The following is a 17225-nucleotide window of genomic DNA, read 5'->3' as shown; positions in this document are numbered from 1 at the left end:
GGATGAAGTAAACAATGAAGAAAAATACAGAAAAAATTGGGACAAGCAACCTAAATGGATGGCTCTGAAAAACGCAAAAAATATCACTTTTTTCCTTAGAGAAAAGTGATATTTTTTATATTTAATTGTCTTTGCATTCGGAAACCATCGTTATATTAACAATAAGTTGAATTAATTAAAGGGGTCTGCCGCCTTCATTTTCCCAGCGGTTCATATCGCTGCTTTCATCGATTGCATCTTCGTCAAATGGATGGGAATTTGTACATGCCACAATAGAGCTCACCATTTTCAGCAATGTCATTTTAATATCATCCTTTTTGATTATCGTTCTACTCTAGTATATGCGGCAGTGAAAGATTAGTGCGGTTCCCAATGATGCATAAAGCATCAACGTCTCTTAATTTTTCCGATTGAGGAAAGTATAGATTGCCTCTACAAATTCTTTTTTAGGATAAGTGAAATATAATTCGCTCGCTAACCGAACAGTATCACCGAAGAAGAACCGTTCATATTGTGTTTGCCTCGTTCCAAATGAACTCATCGTTAAATCCCAAGCTAACCGGAATATTTTCACTCGTTCTTCAGCAGGTTTAGTTGCTGCTTGAAGATACTGATCTAAATCGCCTCTAATTGGGGAGTGAAATGCCTTTTCTGTCGGTAGTGTAATTATTCCGCTTGCACCAATAAGCTGAATGATTTCAGTGAGACGTGGATAAATTTTTGAAAACGTATATCCGGCAACTTTCAAAGGGAAAATTGCAGGTCGTAAATAGCCAAATTCATCAAGTACGGCATCATTCTCCGCTTTATCCAACAGGGCTTTCATAGTTTCCAGCCCCACAATAATTTCAGACATCTTTTCATGGATATGCTGATATTCATAAACTTTGATCGTCTCGATGAGGAGTTCAGCTATACCTAAAATAAACTCCGTTTTCGCAATCTGCCTTATTAAAACTTGATGCTTGGCAAAATGGTGAAAAGCACTTTGAATAATAAATTTTTCGGCAACCTCGACATTGTTGTAAAAAAAGACACGTTCCCACGGTACTAATACATTGTCAAATACGACGATGGAATCCATTTCTTCATATTTTGAACTTAATGGATGATCAAATGCAGACTCTCCGCCTATAAAGGAATCTCTGCAAATAAATTTTAATCCTTTCGTATTTGATGGGACCGCAAACGAAAAAGTTTCATCTTCGCCGAATACAAGCTTACCGACATTAAATACAAACACCTCATCGGTTAAACCCCCTTGTGTTGCTAATAAACGTGCACCCTTTATAATGAGGCCATCTTCAGTCTCCGCGATAACCTTTGCAGAGATAGGTTCATTTGTATTTTCAATATAACTTTGAGAACGATTAACTTGAGGCGTAATAAATGTATGTGTAATCGATAGATCATTTTCTCTCACCAATTCAAAAAATGCGCGGAGGTTGTCTGGGTAACAGTTTTCTTGACCCTCAAGCAGTGCTGCAGATGAGGTGAAACCCATTAAAACGGAATTCAAATAGTCGGGACTTCTTCCTAGAATTCCATGTGTATGTTTAGCCCAATGCTCCATCATTTTTCGCCTTTTAATTAAATCCTCTTTCGTTTTAGGCATCAAATAAGAAAGGCCGACACGTTTTCCTGAAAGGGGGGATTCGAAAGTCATTTCATCTATTATTTTAGGATCATGCTGTAAATCATAGAGGGAAGCTTTCGTCTGAATAAGCCCTTTAAATACAGGATGTTCTGATAACAGCCCTTCCACTTTTTCTCCATCCAGCCATATTTCATTATTTAACGAATTTAATCGGTTAATATAGCTTTCACCATTAATTGCACCCATTCATCCACTCCTTAGGTTTCATAATCATCGTCCAGCCATTTACTTACTTATATGCAAATATAGGCTTGAACTAAAACAAGGCATGTTTATATATACGCAACATATGTAAAGTCCGGCAGTATAGTGCTTGGTAACGTGTAAATTTTTAAAAGGGAGCTGTGCAACCTCAATATTCGTTGAGTCAGGAAAGAAAAAAGCATCGGGTAGAAACGTGTTTTTATACGTCCGAACCCGATGCCTATTACAATTTTAAGGGGTAAATATTTTGGTTGAGTGAGAATAAAAGTTTAATTTTATCTAACGTAAAATAAAAAGTCAATAAAATTTTTGTATTTTCTTTAAAAAAATGTTATAATAGTCTTATAATTGTTTTCGGTGCGTATTATGTATTCTTTGTTCTTTTTGAGTTCTGTATTAAGGATACGTTTTTATGTACTTTTTTTATTCATGAAAGCAAAAAAATCAGGCAGTTGTCTAAGCTCTTAAAGGGGCTAATTATTGACGGACGATCTAACGTAACTGTGTTTTTATTTTACAAGGAGGATTTAAATAATGAATCTAATCAATAAAAAAGTTACACATAAGCATTTCGGAATGGGTAGTATCGTTAAACAGAATGAATCAAGTATTGAAATACATTTCGCATCGGAAAGTAAAAAATTCGTTTTCCCTGATGTATTTGGAAAGCACTTAGTACTTCACGATAAAGATGATGTTCAAACACTAGAAAAAATCATTCAGAAAAAAGAACTTGAACGAAGAGAAGAAGAATGGCAAAAAGAAGAGAAATTAAAACTCCAGCGTAAAAACCAGGAAATTCGTTTAATACATGAAAAACATATGAAAAACTTCAAACTTCACCCAGAGTCACAATTAGTTTTTTGGTGTGACACTGAAGAACAGCAAACAGCATTTTCAGATTGGAAGGTTTTTTCGGGATTAACGAAAAGCGGTGTAAATAAAGGGAAGCCTGTAAAGCCTATTCGCCTGCACCTAAACAGTGCTGTCTTGTTAACGGCTGTAGATGAAAATTCGCCTGAAAAAGATCGACGCATTTTAGGTGTGTATATGGTAGAAGAGAATTTTATCGGGAAATTGAGTGAAGATGGATATATTCCAGCACATTCAAAATACAGAATTAAGCTGACAGAACAGGAAGCAGAGCAAATGCTGTTCTGGAACTATTATGTAAACGAAAAGTTCACTCACAAAATGACATGGAATACAGGTAAACATCGTTACTTTGACAATGTATGGATGGCTCAAATTTTACGTGATATTATCTCCTTGAAAACGGACCCTCAGGAAAAAGAGCTGGCTCAGCAATTCTTTACACATTTCTGTAAAATGAATGAAATAACAGCGTCAGAATTACCACAGCCTAATGGTGCCTTGAAGCGTATATAATTATATAAAATATTTATAAAAAAGAACGAATTCCATGGAATTCGTTCTTTTTTTGTATGAGGTACTTTAATCAAATATATAACGGATTACATCAATGGCCTGTTCAACAGTTTCCACTGTTACATTTGCTTTATTAGATAGCTCTTTTAAAGGATGAATTAATGACTCAGGACGAATAATGATCGTCGGTTTATTCATCGCAATCGCTGTACTTACATCCATTGCGGTATTCCATTGTTTATACTTTTCACCGAATAATGCAATGACGATATCTGCTTTCTGCATTAATACCTGTGTCCGGAAATTATTAATATCAGAAGCAGCATTGTCCTTATAATATGCAGAAGGCTGTATGCCTAAAATCTCCTCGCCAATATTGTCTGAACAATCGTGGTCTGTCTGTGGTGCTACAAAGTGTAAAGGAAGATTTTTTTCCTTCGCCTTTTGTGCAACTTCTCCCCGCCAATCATCATGAATTTGTCCTGCTAAATAAACTGTCAGTTCCATACGAATGCCTCCTCTAATTTCTTGCCTTATATTCATACTAACGAATTCATCTATATATTTGAAGTAAACCCTCTGTTAAAGGATAGGAGAATCCATTGCTGAAATTATGATATGGTTGTAGAAGAGTACAATTGAAAATAGAAGATGATTTAAAGGAGGTACACAATGAAAATCGGTTTAATCGGCGCGGGTGCAATTGCTCATTTCCTGTTGGAAGAAATAAATGAAAAGAGGCAAGAAAACTTGCGTATTACAAGTGTTTTTGTAAGGGACAGGGAAAAGCATCATTTACTTGAATCCAATTATGGAGTAAAGGTGTACACGGAAATAGATGCATTTTTAGATTCAGAAATTGATATAGTTGTGGAGGCCGCAAATATTGAAGCGGTTCATACATTGCTACCTTCAGCAATCAGGAAAAAGGATGTTGTCTTAATTAGTATTGGTGCATTAGTGGATGAGGAGCTGTTGGCAGAGCTGAACACCTTAGCGAATGAATTCAACCGAAGACTTTACTTGCCATCAGGTGCAATTGGAGGGTTGGATTTACTCCAAAACGCCCATGTGCTTGGTACAGTTACATCCGTTGCGCTAACAACACGCAAGCCGGCGAGCTCATTAATTGAGGAAACAATCGAGAAAGAGAAAGTGATATTTGAAGGGAGTGCGACGGAAGCGATCCGACGTTACCCTAAAAATATGAATGTATCAATTGTGCTTGCGCTGGCTGGAATTGGATTTGACGAAACGAGTGTAACTTTAGTGGCAGACCCGAAAATTGATAAAAATATTCACCAAATTGAAATGACAGGGGATTTTGGGGAAGCAACATTTACAATTAAGAATAATCCTCTTCCTGCAAATCCTAAAACGAGTTATTTAGCAGCAATGAGTATTTTAGGAACACTAAAAAGGATAAACAGGAAACTGCTTACCGGTTAATGGAATAAAAAGCTATTTATTGATTAAAAGACAGCTTTTTAAATCATCTGCTTTTACTTTTCTGCACCATTTACGCTAATATTGTTACAGGAAATTTAAAAGTAAGAGATGATTGTTTGTAATGAGAGGAATTGAACTTAACATATGAAAGAGAATTTTTGGCAGGAGTTACCGAAACCATTTTTTGTACTCGCGCCGATGGAAGATGTAACAGATTTAGTATTTCGCCATGTAGTGGCTGAAGCAGGAAGACCGGATGTATTTTTCACGGAGTTTACTAACTCGGAAAGTTACTGTCATCCTGAAGGAATAAAAAGTGTACGCGGTCGTTTAACATTTACAGAAGACGAACAGCCGATTGTTGCACATATATGGGGAGACAATCCCGAGAATTTCCGCAAGATGAGCATTGGTATGGCGGAATTGGGCTTCAAAGGAATCGATATTAATATGGGTTGCCCTGTACCGAATGTTGCGGGGCGAGGAAAAGGCAGCGGTCTGATTTTACGTCCGGATGTAGCAGCAGAGTTAATCGAAGCTGCTAAAGCAGGTGGTTTGCCTGTCAGCGTGAAAACACGACTTGGTTATAAAGAAATCGATGAGTGGAAAGAGTGGCTTACCCACATTTTAAAACAGGATATTGCAAATCTTTCCATTCATTTACGTACACGAAAAGAAATGAGTGCTGTTGATGCACATTGGGAGCTTATTCCTGAAATTAAAGCATTGCGTGATGAAATCGCTCCAAATACACTGTTAACAATTAACGGTGATATTCCGGACCGTCAAGTTGGTTTAGAACTTGCAGAAAAGTACGAAATTGACGGAGTAATGATTGGACGCGGTATTTTCAAAAATCCTTTCGCTTTTGAAAAGGAACCAAAGGAGCATAGTCCTGAGGAGTATCTTGACCTTCTGAAACTACAGCTTGATCTGCAGGACAAGTATGCCGAAGAACTTCCTCGTTCAATGTCGGGACTTCACCGCTTTTTCAAAATTTATGTAAAAGGATTCCGAGGTGCCGGCGAACTGAGAAACCAGTTGATGAATACAAAATCTACGGATGAAGTACGTTCATTGCTTAATAGCTTTGGGTTAAATAAAGAAGAATAAAAATAGGCTTGATTCCGATTAATGGAATCAAGCCTATTTTTTAACACTTTTGTAAACAGCTATAAAATGGATACAAACCTATCTCCGGTTGCTTATTTAAAACCTGTGGATTCTTTTAAGGATTCACTGGTTTTATTTTTTATCTGAAATTATTTTAAAATGGATTTTCTTCACGTTAATACTGTATGATACATAGTATAAGAATAATACTGTATGACATACATTATAATGATTTGAGGTGTATATATGAGTAATTTACTGAATTCCTTAACGACAGAGCTTAGAAGAGGGACATTAACTTTAGCCGTTTTAAGTCAATTAAGAACTCCGCAGTATGGCTATTCATTGGTTCAGCTATTAGAAGGTGCTGGTATTTCAATTGATCAAAGTACTCTGTATCCGTTGCTACGCCGACTAGAAAAGCAGGAACTTGTTACGAGCAGCTGGGATACTTCTGAGAGCAGACCGCGAAAATACTATGTGTTGAGCGAATATGGTACGGAAATATTTCTGCAACTAAAAAAGGAATGGATCGATAATTCTAAGGAACTATATGCTTTATTAAGAGGGGATGAAGAAAATGAGGATCATTGATGTATATATTCAAGAAGTCACTCGGAGATTGCCTGAAAAAATGCGTACGGATATTGCACTGGAGTTACGTTCAACGATCGAGGACATGTTGCCGGAACAATATAGTGAGGATGATGCAAAACAGGTTATTAATCAGTTGGGCAATCCTGCCGTCCTGGCGAGTGGCTATAAAGATGAGCCGATGCATCTGATTGGTCCTCGTTATTTTGATGTATATGTCTCATTGCTTAAAATGATTGTCCCTATTGCCGTTATCATTACTCTGATTACGGTTATTACGAAATATATTGTTAGTTATAATGGTGAAGAAGCAATTTTAATGAGTGTGTTATCTATTTTTGGAGAAAGCATCTGGTCGATATTTAATGCTGCAATCCAAGTTTTTTTCTGGGCAACTTTAACGTTTGCGATTATTGAAAGGGTTGATAAAGATAAAGAACAGCAACCGCTAACTGCAAGCATGCAAAAATGGACAGCAGATGATTTAAAAAATGTCCCCTATATACCTAAAAAAAGAGCGATCTCAATGTTTGAGGTTTTTGGAAGTTTATTGTGGACAGCTATTTGGGCAACTCTTTATTTTTATGCCAACCAGCTTATAGGGGTATACGAAGGTGATGGGGACCGACTCCAGTTCGTTATGATTGCGCTGAATCAAGAAGTTTTACTCCAATATTTGCCGCTAGTTATTTTAATCATTGGACTGGAGATTTCCTTTGCACTTTATAAATTACTAAAACAACAATGGACAAAAGGAATGGCAATATGGAATGCGGTTATCCAATTATTGTCCACTGTTGTGTTTGTAGTAATTGTAATAAATCCTGATATAATGAACGATCATTTTGTAACTTATATGATGGAATTATTTACGATGACGTGGACGCAATTTAGCATATGGGTGGTTGGCAGTGTTATTATCATTTTCATCGTAAGTGCTGTAATATCTGTCTATGATGGTTTTAAAAGAGCGAATGCACGTTAATTTCTGGAAAAAAGAACTGATTTCCTATTAAGGGAGTCCGTTCTTTTTTATGCTTCATGCGAATTTCTAATTTTGAAAGAAATAAATGTTTTCTTATAAAAAGTAAATTTATTTGTTTTGCAATTAATAATTACTTTTTTAATATAATATTAAAGTGTTATATAACAATACTTTGTGTATAAAAATACTATTTACATCAATTAAATAGTGGGATTTTTTGTATATTCTCCTCTTAATATTCATTTGTATACTTAAATCGAAATATTTTAAATACTATTGCTTTTTTTCTTAACCTAAGTAAAAATGTAAAAGGTAATAACAATAAAGCATCAAAAATAGGTATAAGGCTATTTATAATCAAATTTTAGGGGGTAAGGAATTGTTTTCAACAACTTGGAATCGGTTATGGGAAATGCATGATCAAGTAAAAGACATGTTTACTTTTTTCATAAAACCAAATTCTTCAAAGGTCGTATCAAAGGGTGTTACCGGAAAGTCTGGTAACGAAAACTCAGGTAATGGTGGTGGATATACGCCTCGCAGTTATACAACAGCGCAGATGATTGGTCTATTTTTAGGTCCACTGCTTTTTGTTTTAACATTATTGTTCTTCCAGCCAGAAGGTCTCTCAACAGAAGCAAGGGGAGTATTGGCGAGTACTATTTGGATTGCGACATGGTGGATTACGGAAGCGATTCCGATTCCGGCAACATCGTTATTGCCGCTCGTATTGTTTCCATTAACGAATAGCTTGGATATGAAGGTAACAGCATCTTCTTATGGGGATGAAACGATTTTTCTGTTCATGGGAGGATTTATCATCGCTCTTGCAATGGAGAAATGGAACTTACATAGACGTATAGCAATTTCAATTATTTCGATGGTCGGTACAAATATGGACCGAATTGTTCTAGGATTTATGATTGCAACAGGATTTTTATCGATGTGGATTTCTAATACCGCTACAGCGATGATGATGATTCCAATTGGACTTGCCATCATCAACCAAGTTGCAGACGGATTAAAAAATGACCCGTCGATTGATACATCTCCACAGCGTTTTGCATTTGGTAAAGCATTGATGCTCGGAATTGCATATTCTGCCTCACTTGGTGGAATCGCCACATTAATCGGTACACCGCCAAATACATTGCTTGCTGGAGCGATTAATAAAATGTATGGCATTGAACTATCATTTGCTGGATGGATGCTGTTTGGTGTACCATTTGCATGGATTTTTATTTTTGTGACATGGATTTACCTTGTTAAAATTGCGTTCCCATCAAAATTAAAAACAATGCCTGGTGGACGTGCTGTTATTGATAAACAGAAAAAAGATCTTGGAGAAGCCTCATTTGAAGAGAAACTTGTATTCATTGTCTTTGCATTAGCTGCATTTTCTTGGATTACGCGTACATTTTTACTGAGCAAATTTGTCGACGGTTTAACAGATGGCATGATTGCAGTTATTTTTGCGCTTGTGTTATTTGCGTTGCCTTCTGCAAACCGTAAAGGAGAACGCTTAATGGATTGGCAAACAGCAGTAAAGTTACCATGGGGCATTCTGCTACTATTCGGTGGAGGGCTTGCAATTGCTTCGGGTTTTGTAGGAACGGGCTTATCTGAGTGGATTGGTACACAACTTATGGGGCTTGAAGGCGTAAGTGTTATCGTCCTGATTTTCCTTGTAGCAGCGCTTGTTCTTGGTTTAACTGAAATTACTTCAAACACTGCAACTGCTTCTATGATGTTCCCGATCATGGCATCGCTGGCTGTAGCGTTAGGAGTTCATCCATACGCATTAATGATTGCTGCTGGTGTAGCAGCATCTTGTGCATTCATGCTACCAGTAGCCACACCGCCAAATGCGGCAGTTTTCGGATCAGGGTATATTAAGATTAAGGACATGATGAAGGCTGGATTTGCACTGAATGTGTTTGGTGTAGTATTCATCACACTGGCCATTTATTTCCTGCTTCCAATTATGTGGGATATTGATCTCAATTCAGTACCGGAAATGTTTAAAGTAATGAATAAGTAATTCAAAAAAGGTGAAATCGAAAAAGATTTCACCTTTTTTATGCTTTAATTATCGTTATATACGGTCATTTTCTTACTTCCAATTAAATAGATGATTAAAATAAGAATCATAAGTACCGCAGAAAAACTGAAGGTCATGCCGTAGCCAACTATACTTGCTATAAAACCTAATCCTACTGAACCAATAGCTAAACCGGAATCGATAAATATAAGAAGCATCGAATTGGCTGTTGCCTTTTTCTCCGGTGGAACAAGTGTTAATGCCCAAGCTTGAATAATGGGATGAAGAATAGCAAAAGCAATTCCGAACAGTACACCTGACAGTAAAACCATGATCATGTTAGTTGAAAAGCCTAATACGACCAACCCGACAGCACCTGAAACTGCAGCCGGAATAATGAGAATTCTATGCCCGAACTTATCGAAAATCTTACCAGAGAAAGAACGGATGATCACCATTGTAATTCCTTGAGCAATAAAAAACTGTGATATGCTTGCCCCTACATTAATTTCTTTCCCAAATGCCCCCATAAAGTTCACAATCCCTGCAATCGTCATATAATTGAATGCTACTAAAATAGACGGAAGAAGAACACGTTTATCGAACATATATTTATAGAACGGCTCTTTATTTTTCTCCTTTGGATGTTCCTTTTCAGCTTTCGTATTTTTTGTAAATAGACTGCACACAAATGAAAATGCCATAAGACCTAATGTTAGTACCATCATAGACTGGAATGAAAAATTTGCTAAATAGGAAATAGCAATAAGAGGCCCAATAGTTGTCCCAAGGCTCGTAGACATTGCAAAGAAAACAATGCCTTCACCTAAGCGGGACTTTGGCACAATAGTACTGGAAATTGTAAACACCAAATTTGTAAGCATGCAAAATCCAATCCCTTGAAGAGCTCTAATGACGATTAAAAATCCGATTGAATCATTGACGAAAGTGAGGGCGATTGTTCCTATAAAATAAAGCAAAGAAATAATCAGCAGCAATTTCATATTAATTTTTTGGATAATTATACTAGCGAAGAAGCGTGTAATCAGGGATGCAGTCATTAAAGTTGTCGTCATAATTCCTGCAATTGCAGGGTTCTCACTAATCGTGGCTACATAAATTGGAAAACCTGCTGTAATCATATAAAAAGAAACGAACATTATTAAAGACAGTAAAATAATTATTAAGTATTGGTTTGTCCATAGTTTGACTTTTGTTTTATTCATGATGGAAAAACCACCTTTCAAGGCAATATGATAGCAATATAAATTACTTTGCCCATTTCAAAAAAAATTATTTCAGGCCAGGATTTGTTATTAGCGGCATACATTCATAAAGTTCAAACCATACTATTCTTTATATAATTAATTTGAAGGTGACACGATGAAACGAAAATTAATAGTTGCAGCAATCTCTGTTGCTGTTATCTGTGCTAGTTTTTTATTAGCGCTTTCAATTTCCCCATTAAAAAAACTGGAAGGTCAAATAATGAAAAACCCGAATAAACCTGTAGTTCTCATTGTCGTAGATTCCTTAATGAATGAACCATTACAAAAAGTGATAAAAGAAGGTGATGCACCTGCTTTAGAATATTTAATGAACAACGGACAGCTGCATCAGGAAATGATTAGCTCTTATCCGACGATGTCAGTCACAATTGACAGTACGTTACTAACGGGTACATATCCAGATCAGCATCAAGTGCCGGGATTAATCTGGTTTAAAGAAGATGAAAATCGAATGATTAGCTACGGCAGCGGAATCGGCGAAATCTGGAGTAATGGAGTTAAAAATGTTGCTCTTGATAGTGTTGTCCATTTGAATAGCAGCCATTTAAGTAAAGAAGTGCATACAATCCATGAAGAGCTGGCTCATCGGAATCTTTCTTCAGCTTCGATCAACGGTCTATTATATCGTGGAAATTTTCAACATCGCCTAAATATACCTAAATTAATTACGGTAGCAGATCTTTTGCCGAAAAATATTGATGTTAATGGTCCTGCAATATTTTCACTTGGAACGTTATCTCAATATAATTCAGAAAATAATCGTTATAAATTTGTATGGAATCGTTTAGGTGTCAATAACCAATTTACTGCGAATGAACTGAATTACTTGATTGACCAAAAAATGTTACCGCCCTTTACACTTGCCTATTTACCGGATGCAGATGCTTCTATACACAAACATGGGCCTGAAGATTTAAAGGGAATACAGAAAGCGGATCAAGCAGTACAAAACATTCTAAATCGCTTTCCATCATGGGAAGAGGCTATAAAAGAAGTAACTTGGATTATACTGGGCGATAGTGGTCAATCGATTGTAACTGATGATAAAGAAACGGCATTAATTGATTTAAATCAGTTATTGAAGGATTATACTTTTTGGGAAAGGAAAAATCCGAATGCCCAACTTGCCGTCGCTGTTAACGAGCGTATGTCATACATTTACTTAACTGACCCCCAAGTTGAGCTATCCGAAATCGTAAATGCTTTAAAAGAGGATGAGCGAATTGGCTTTATCGCATGGAAGAGTGGACAAACAAACTATGTCGTTAGCCCACATAGTGATGGAAAGTTAGAATTCTCACCAGATGGTAAGTACGTAGATGATTATGATCAATCATGGCGAATTGCTGGAGATGCCTCAATTCTGAATTTAAAAATGACGAAAGAACAGCATATTGTATATCAGGAGTATCCAGATGCACTTGCAAGGCTGCATGGAGCGCTTCATTCACAGGAAGGTAGAGTTATTATCGTGGATGCTAAACCATCTTATGAATTTATTGAAAAGCATAGCCATGATCATGCAGGTGGTGGCGCGCATGGCTCACTTCATAAAGTGGATTCGGTTGTTCCGATTATTGTGACTGGAGCAAGTGAATTACCTGAATCTAATCGATTAGTTGATTTGAAAAAGTGGATACTTCAATTACTGGGTGAATCATAACTATGAAAGCATCCAGTTTTTTTATTGGGGAATTTACCAAACTGGAGACCAGGTTTTTAAAAATTGAATTGTCCGCTCTTTTCCGATACCCATTAATTTATTTTTTGTTGCTTCATCTAAATCAAATTGGGTTGCACTATATTCTTCAACCGGAATAAAGATAATATTCTTCTCGTGTCTTCGAGAAATATACCGATTATCATGAGCATTTTGCATCGTACTAAATAACGCTTCAAATAGTTGAATTCCATTATTAATATCATGAGGTTTCTTATCCTCGCTTGAACTACTGAGTTTCATACCAAGAACCGGCCGCTCTTTATTTCCATTATCGTAAATCCACATTGGAAAGTTACTCAAAACGCCACCATCTACAATAACAGATTCCCTTTTCCCATTTTTTAAATAGACAGGCTCAAAGAAGAATGGAAGACCGCAACTCATGCGTAAAGCGCGGGAGACCGGAAAACTTTTGGGATCTATATTATAGTGATGCAAATCATCCGGGAGAACAAGAATCTTGCCGTTTGTTAAATCGGATGCTACTAGTTTTAAAATGCCCTTTGGTAAATCTCCGAATGTGTAGATGCCTTTTGTCGCAAGTTTTTCGAGAAACCAGTTTTCCAAGGATTTACCACGATACAAGCCCATTCTTTTATATAAATTAAGCCATTTTAAAAACGGTAACTCGATTATGAATTTCGGGGGATCGAGTAAAACCTTTAAATTTAGTTCATCAAAAATTTCTTCAAGTTCCTTTGTATTAAATCCCGCAGCGATAAAAGTTGCCAATATGGCTCCGGCACTTGTACCGGCTACACGTTCGAACTTCACACCCTTTTCTTCGAGCGCCTGAATGGCCCCTACATATGCAAAGCCTTTAATACCGCCGCCTGAAAAAACCCCATCTACAATCATTCGTTCTCTCCTTCCTTATATTCATTTAGAACGTTCAATACTTTCCGGCTAGAAGTTAGTAGCTTTGGTATTTTTATAATGATTTTTTTAAATTTGATGTCATAACAGTATATGATATTAAAAATAAAATGGGCTTATTAATATTAAACAAAATTGGATATTAAGAATTACTATCCCGCAAATTTAATCGCCAAAAAAATAAAAAAGAAATTTATGGCCTGAAAAAGCGTATTGAGTCCTTATATAACAGCATTCAGTACTATCGAAAAACATTTTACTTTTAAAATATTCTAAAATTTACTATTGAAATGAAAGCACTTTCAATGTAAGATTTGAATAATTCAAATTACTAAACCGGTTTAGTAATATTTAGCTTAAGTTTTCTCAAGGAGGAATAATTTTGACTACAAATCCAACTGTTTTTACATTAGGAGATGCATTAGTTACGTTTAACCCATCCGAAACAGGACCGCTTCGTTATGTGCAAGGCTTTGCTAAGAAAGCGGGTGGGGCAGAGTTAAACTTTGCTATTGGTTGTGCCCGACTTGGATTGCAGTCGAAATGGATGAGTCGCCTAGGTAATGATGAATTCGGTAAGGGGATATACAAGTTTGCTCGCGGAGAAGGCATTGATGTATCGGACGTTCAGTTTGTTGATGGATATCCCACATCACTGAATTTTAAAGAAATACGTGAAGACGGATCTGGAAAAACCTTCTATTACCGTCATCAATCGCCTGTATTAACAATCGAGCCAGAACATATTACGGAAGAATTATTGAATGGCGTGTCAATCGTCCATTTAACAGGCGTATTTTTGGCAATCGCACCAAAAAATCTGCAAATTGTACTAGCTGTTCTGAAAAAGGCGAAGGAAAAAAATATAAAGATATCGTTCGATCCGAATATACGACTAAAACTATGGACGATTGAAGAAGCTCGTAAAGCGTATGAGCAAATTTTCCCTTATGTAGATATTTTACTTGCAGGACTGGAGGAAATGGAGCTTATTCAACATGAGGTAAGCAAACCTGGACTGGAAGCTTTCGCCGAGCAATATGGGATCAAACAGCTTGTTATTAAAGACGGTGCAAACGGGGCAAAGCTTTATTCAGAAAATGTTTGGCACGAAAAAGAAGCTTTCAAGATTACACCAGTTGATACGGTAGGTGCCGGAGACGGGTTTGATGCAGGATATATATATGCGACACTTCACAATTATTCACCGATAGAGAGTCTTACTTTTGCTAATGCGGTAGGCGCATTAGTAACGACTGTAAAAGGTGATAATGAGGGGTTGCCGGAACTACAGGAAGTACTCGACTTTATGAACAATATTAAAACAATTGAACGTTAATCAAATTAAAGGGAGATGAACATATGGTAAAGGCTGAAACATTAGCAGCGATAACAAGTTCGAAAGTAGTAGCAGTGATTCGAGGAAGTTCAGCAGAAGAAGCAATCGCTCTTTCGAATGCAGCGATTGAAGGAGGCATTCATTTAATCGAGCTCACTTACACAACGCCAAATACACAGCAAGTACTGGAAGCATTCCGCAATTCCGATGCAGTAGTAGGTGCTGGTACGGTACTTGATGCAGAAACAGCACGTCATGCGATTTTGAATGGAGCAAGATTTGTTGTAGGCCCACAGTTCAGCAAAGAAGTAGCAAAAGTATGCAATCGTTATGCTATTCCATATTTCCCGGGTTGTATGACGATTCAGGAAATGGTATCGGCACTTGAGTATGGCTGTGATGTGATTAAATTATTCCCTGCAAATAACTTTAAACCTTCGTTCATCAAATCAGTTAAAGGTCCATTACCGCATGTACAAATTATGCCGACTGGTGGCATAAATACTGACAATATCGGTGAATGGCTTGATGCGGGAGCAATCGCAGTAGGTATCGGCAGTGATTTAAATAAAGCTTATGCAACAGGCGGACATGCAGCAGTAGTAGAAGCGAGCAAAAAATATGTAGACGCAGCAAAACAAGGGGAGGTGTAAAAGATGAATATTACATTTCGATGGTACGGAAGAGGAAATGATACAGTGACGCTCGACCATATCCGCCAGATTCCGAATGTTAAAGGAATTGTTTGGGCATTGCATCAAAAGGCAGCAGGCGAGCTTTGGACGAAAGAAGAGATTAAAGAAGAAGCGGAGTATATACAGTCAAAAGGTTTCCATATTGATGTTGTTGAAAGTGTCAACGTTCATGAAGATATTAAGCTCGGTCTTGGTAACCGCGATTTATATATTGAAAATTATAAACAGACAATACGGAACTTGGCGGAAGTAGGCGTTAAAGTAATTTGTTATAATTTTATGCCGATTTTCGACTGGACGCGGACAGATATGTTCCACCCGCTTGAGGATGGGTCGACAGCACTTTACTTCGATAAAGAAAAAGTACAAAGTCTTGACCCGCAGCAGCTTGTGAAAACGGTTAGTGAAGCTTCTGATTTAACATTGCCAGGTTGGGAGCCTGAACGTATGGCCCGTATCGCGGAACTTTTCGAAGCTTACAAAGAAGTGGATGAGCAAAAGCTATGGGACAACTTACGCTACTTTTTAGATGCTATTATCCCAGTTGCTGAAGAGGTTGGGATACGTATGGCCATCCATCCGGATGATCCTCCGTACTCAATTTTTGGCTTACCGCGCATCATTACAGGAGCTGCAAGCTATGAAAAATTAATCGATATCAATGATTCTTTAGCCAACAGTTTTACATTCTGCTCTGGATCGATGGGTGCATCACCTGAAAACGACATGGTTGCGATTGCTGAAAAATATGCATACCGTTCACCGTTTGCCCATATTCGTAACGTTAAAATCGACGAAAACGGCAGCTTTGCAGAAACTTCTCATTTTACATCAGATGGTTCAATTAATATTAAAGGAATCGTAAAAGCTTTGCATGATCAAAATTATACAGGCTATGTACGTCCGGATCATGGCCGTCACTTATGGGGAGAAGTTTGTCGCCCTGGCTACGGTTTATATGATCGTGCACTCGGTATTATGTATTTAAATGGTTTATGGGATGCTTACAGCGAACAAACAGGAGGCAAATAATGATTCCAATACACGAAAATTTAGCAAATAAAGTAGCAGTAATTACAGGCGGCAGTGGTGTTCTATGTTCAAAAATGGCAATAGAATTGGCACGCCATCATGTAAAGGTGGCAATTGTCGGTCGTACTGAGTCTAAGGTTGAAGCAGTTAAAGAAGAGATCGTTGCAGCAGGCGGAACAGCTGTGGCCATCACAGCTGATGTACTTAACAAAGATTCTTTACTTGCAGCAAAAGAACAAATTCTTGAGCATTTTGGCCGTATTGATTTTTTAATTAACGGTGCAGGCGGAAACCATCCAGATGCGATTACAGAAAAAGAGTATTATGAGGAAAATTCTACAGGTCTTTCATTTTTTGACCTTCAGGAAAATGGTTTTTCAGATGTATTTTCTTTAAATTTCACAGGGACATTCCTGGCGTGCCAAGTGTTTGGAGAGGCACTTCTACAAGCTGAAAATCCAGCCATCATCAATATTTCATCGATGAGCGCATACACACCATTAACGAAAATTCCTGCGTACAGTGCAGCAAAAGCGGCAATTAACAACTTTACAAGCTGGATGGCTGTTCACTTTGCTGAAACAGGCTTACGTGTAAATGCAATTGCACCAGGATTTTTCATTACTCAGCAAAATAAAGATCTGCTCGTTGACGCAGAAGGAGAGTATACAGCACGTTCGAAAAAAATAATTGAAGCAACTCCGATGAAAAAATTTGGTGAGCCAGATCAGTTATTAGGGGCGCTCCTATTTTTACTGGACTCTTCTTATTCATCATTTATTACGGGAACAACAATTGCAGTAGATGGTGGCTTTAACGCATATTCGGGGGTGTGATAT

The 17225-nt window shown here is 37.3% G+C and carries 16 protein-coding genes; 11 read left to right on the top strand and 5 right to left on the bottom strand.

The annotated features are described in order from the left end of the window. Positions 1-175 precede the first annotated feature (175 nt). The gene (locus M3166_RS19410) at positions 176-301 is read right to left on the bottom strand and encodes a hypothetical protein (protein ID WP_285848938.1); all 126 of its coding nucleotides are present in this window, start codon (positions 299-301) and stop codon (positions 176-178) included. 96 nt (positions 302-397) lie between these two features. Beyond that, positions 398-1843: a 4-hydroxyphenylacetate 3-monooxygenase, oxygenase component gene (gene hpaB, locus M3166_RS15410; RefSeq protein WP_251690741.1), complete on the bottom strand. Its 1446-nt coding sequence runs from the start codon at positions 1841-1843 to the stop codon at positions 398-400. Between the two features lie 552 nt (positions 1844-2395). Between hpaB and M3166_RS15405 the strand changes: the two genes are divergently transcribed. Continuing rightward, a complete protein-coding gene (locus M3166_RS15405; protein ID WP_251690740.1) occupies positions 2396-3250 on the top strand; it encodes a malate synthase in 855 nt (284 codons plus the stop codon). 66 nt (positions 3251-3316) lie between these two features. Here the strand turns inward: M3166_RS15405 and M3166_RS15400 are convergent, their stop codons facing one another. Further along, on the bottom strand, positions 3317-3757 hold the full coding sequence (locus M3166_RS15400; RefSeq protein WP_251690739.1) for a YtoQ family protein: 441 nt from the start codon (positions 3755-3757) through the stop codon (positions 3317-3319). 165 nt (positions 3758-3922) lie between these two features. Here M3166_RS15400 and nadX point away from each other — a divergent pair, with 165 nt between their 5' ends. From nadX to M3166_RS15375, 5 genes are all read left to right on the top strand, one after another. Then, positions 3923-4699 (top strand): aspartate dehydrogenase, encoded by a 777-nt coding sequence (gene nadX / locus M3166_RS15395; RefSeq protein WP_251690738.1) that lies wholly within the window; start codon positions 3923-3925, stop codon positions 4697-4699. A 144-nt stretch (positions 4700-4843) separates the two neighbouring features. Then, positions 4844-5812, top strand: a complete 969-nt coding sequence (locus tag M3166_RS15390; RefSeq protein ID WP_251690737.1) for a tRNA dihydrouridine synthase — start codon at positions 4844-4846, stop codon at positions 5810-5812. A 246-nt stretch (positions 5813-6058) separates the two neighbouring features. After that, on the top strand, positions 6059-6406 hold the full coding sequence (locus M3166_RS15385; RefSeq protein ID WP_014822657.1) for a PadR family transcriptional regulator: 348 nt from the start codon (positions 6059-6061) through the stop codon (positions 6404-6406). Next, a complete protein-coding gene (locus tag M3166_RS15380) occupies positions 6393-7391 on the top strand; it encodes an HAAS signaling domain-containing protein (RefSeq protein WP_251690736.1) in 999 nt (332 codons plus the stop codon). Before M3166_RS15385 ends, M3166_RS15380 begins: the two co-directional genes overlap by 14 nt. A gap of 379 nt (positions 7392-7770) precedes the next feature. Then, positions 7771-9432: an SLC13 family permease gene (locus tag M3166_RS15375; RefSeq protein ID WP_014822659.1), complete on the top strand. Its 1662-nt coding sequence runs from the start codon at positions 7771-7773 to the stop codon at positions 9430-9432. Between the two features lie 44 nt (positions 9433-9476). Here the strand turns inward: M3166_RS15375 and M3166_RS15370 are convergent, their stop codons facing one another. Next, a complete protein-coding gene (locus tag M3166_RS15370; RefSeq protein ID WP_251690735.1) occupies positions 9477-10658 on the bottom strand; it encodes an MFS transporter in 1182 nt (393 codons plus the stop codon). Positions 10659-10815: 157 nt separating this feature from the next. Here M3166_RS15370 and M3166_RS15365 point away from each other — a divergent pair, with 157 nt between their 5' ends. Then, the gene (locus tag M3166_RS15365; protein ID WP_251690734.1) at positions 10816-12384 is read left to right on the top strand and encodes an alkaline phosphatase family protein; all 1569 of its coding nucleotides are present in this window, start codon (positions 10816-10818) and stop codon (positions 12382-12384) included. 33 nt (positions 12385-12417) lie between these two features. Here the strand turns inward: M3166_RS15365 and M3166_RS15360 are convergent, their stop codons facing one another. Beyond that, positions 12418-13302, bottom strand: a complete 885-nt coding sequence (locus tag M3166_RS15360) for a patatin-like phospholipase family protein (RefSeq protein ID WP_251690733.1) — start codon at positions 13300-13302, stop codon at positions 12418-12420. A gap of 400 nt (positions 13303-13702) precedes the next feature. Here M3166_RS15360 and M3166_RS15355 point away from each other — a divergent pair, with 400 nt between their 5' ends. Genes M3166_RS15355 through M3166_RS15340 form a run of 4 tightly spaced genes read left to right on the top strand, consistent with a single transcriptional unit; the run spans position 13703 to position 17222 of the window. Next, positions 13703-14659, top strand: a complete 957-nt coding sequence (locus tag M3166_RS15355) for a sugar kinase (RefSeq protein ID WP_251690732.1) — start codon at positions 13703-13705, stop codon at positions 14657-14659. A 23-nt stretch (positions 14660-14682) separates the two neighbouring features. Next, positions 14683-15312, top strand: a complete 630-nt coding sequence (locus tag M3166_RS15350; RefSeq protein ID WP_251690731.1) for a bifunctional 2-keto-4-hydroxyglutarate aldolase/2-keto-3-deoxy-6-phosphogluconate aldolase — start codon at positions 14683-14685, stop codon at positions 15310-15312. Positions 15313-15315: 3 nt separating this feature from the next. After that, positions 15316-16386: a mannonate dehydratase gene (gene uxuA, locus M3166_RS15345; RefSeq protein WP_251690730.1), complete on the top strand. Its 1071-nt coding sequence runs from the start codon at positions 15316-15318 to the stop codon at positions 16384-16386. Continuing rightward, complete coding sequence (locus M3166_RS15340) at positions 16386-17222, top strand: SDR family oxidoreductase (RefSeq protein ID WP_251690729.1); 837 nt, start codon at positions 16386-16388, stop codon at positions 17220-17222. The genes uxuA and M3166_RS15340 overlap by 1 nt, the downstream gene beginning before the upstream one ends. Positions 17223-17225: the final 3 nt, after the last annotated feature.

Origin of the sequence: Solibacillus isronensis (assembly GCF_023715405.1) — a bacterium.
Lineage (GTDB): Bacteria > Bacillota > Bacilli > Bacillales_A > Planococcaceae > Solibacillus > Solibacillus isronensis_B.
This window is presented reverse-complemented; position numbering and strand designations above follow the sequence as displayed.

Bases quoted from the DNA above. Each gene is read 5' to 3' on its own strand.
- M3166_RS19410 (WP_285848938.1), bottom strand. From the start codon at position 301: ATGACATTGCTGAAAATGGTGAGCTCTATTGTGGCATGTACAAATTCC.
- hpaB (WP_251690741.1), bottom strand. From the start codon at position 1,843: ATGGGTGCAATTAATGGTGAAAGCTATATTAACCGATTAAATTCGTTA.
- M3166_RS15405 (WP_251690740.1), top strand. From the start codon at position 2,396: ATGAATCTAATCAATAAAAAAGTTACACATAAGCATTTCGGAATGGGT.
- M3166_RS15400 (WP_251690739.1), bottom strand. From the start codon at position 3,757: ATGGAACTGACAGTTTATTTAGCAGGACAAATTCATGATGATTGGCGG.
- nadX (WP_251690738.1), top strand. From the start codon at position 3,923: ATGAAAATCGGTTTAATCGGCGCGGGTGCAATTGCTCATTTCCTGTTG.
- M3166_RS15390 (WP_251690737.1), top strand. From the start codon at position 4,844: ATGAAAGAGAATTTTTGGCAGGAGTTACCGAAACCATTTTTTGTACTC.
- M3166_RS15385 (WP_014822657.1), top strand. From the start codon at position 6,059: ATGAGTAATTTACTGAATTCCTTAACGACAGAGCTTAGAAGAGGGACA.
- M3166_RS15380 (WP_251690736.1), top strand. From the start codon at position 6,393: ATGAGGATCATTGATGTATATATTCAAGAAGTCACTCGGAGATTGCCT.
- M3166_RS15370 (WP_251690735.1), bottom strand. From the start codon at position 10,658: ATGAATAAAACAAAAGTCAAACTATGGACAAACCAATACTTAATAATT.
- M3166_RS15365 (WP_251690734.1), top strand. From the start codon at position 10,816: ATGAAACGAAAATTAATAGTTGCAGCAATCTCTGTTGCTGTTATCTGT.
- M3166_RS15360 (WP_251690733.1), bottom strand. From the start codon at position 13,302: ATGATTGTAGATGGGGTTTTTTCAGGCGGCGGTATTAAAGGCTTTGCA.
- M3166_RS15350 (WP_251690731.1), top strand. From the start codon at position 14,683: ATGGTAAAGGCTGAAACATTAGCAGCGATAACAAGTTCGAAAGTAGTA.
- uxuA (WP_251690730.1), top strand. From the start codon at position 15,316: ATGAATATTACATTTCGATGGTACGGAAGAGGAAATGATACAGTGACG.
- M3166_RS15340 (WP_251690729.1), top strand. From the start codon at position 16,386: ATGATTCCAATACACGAAAATTTAGCAAATAAAGTAGCAGTAATTACA.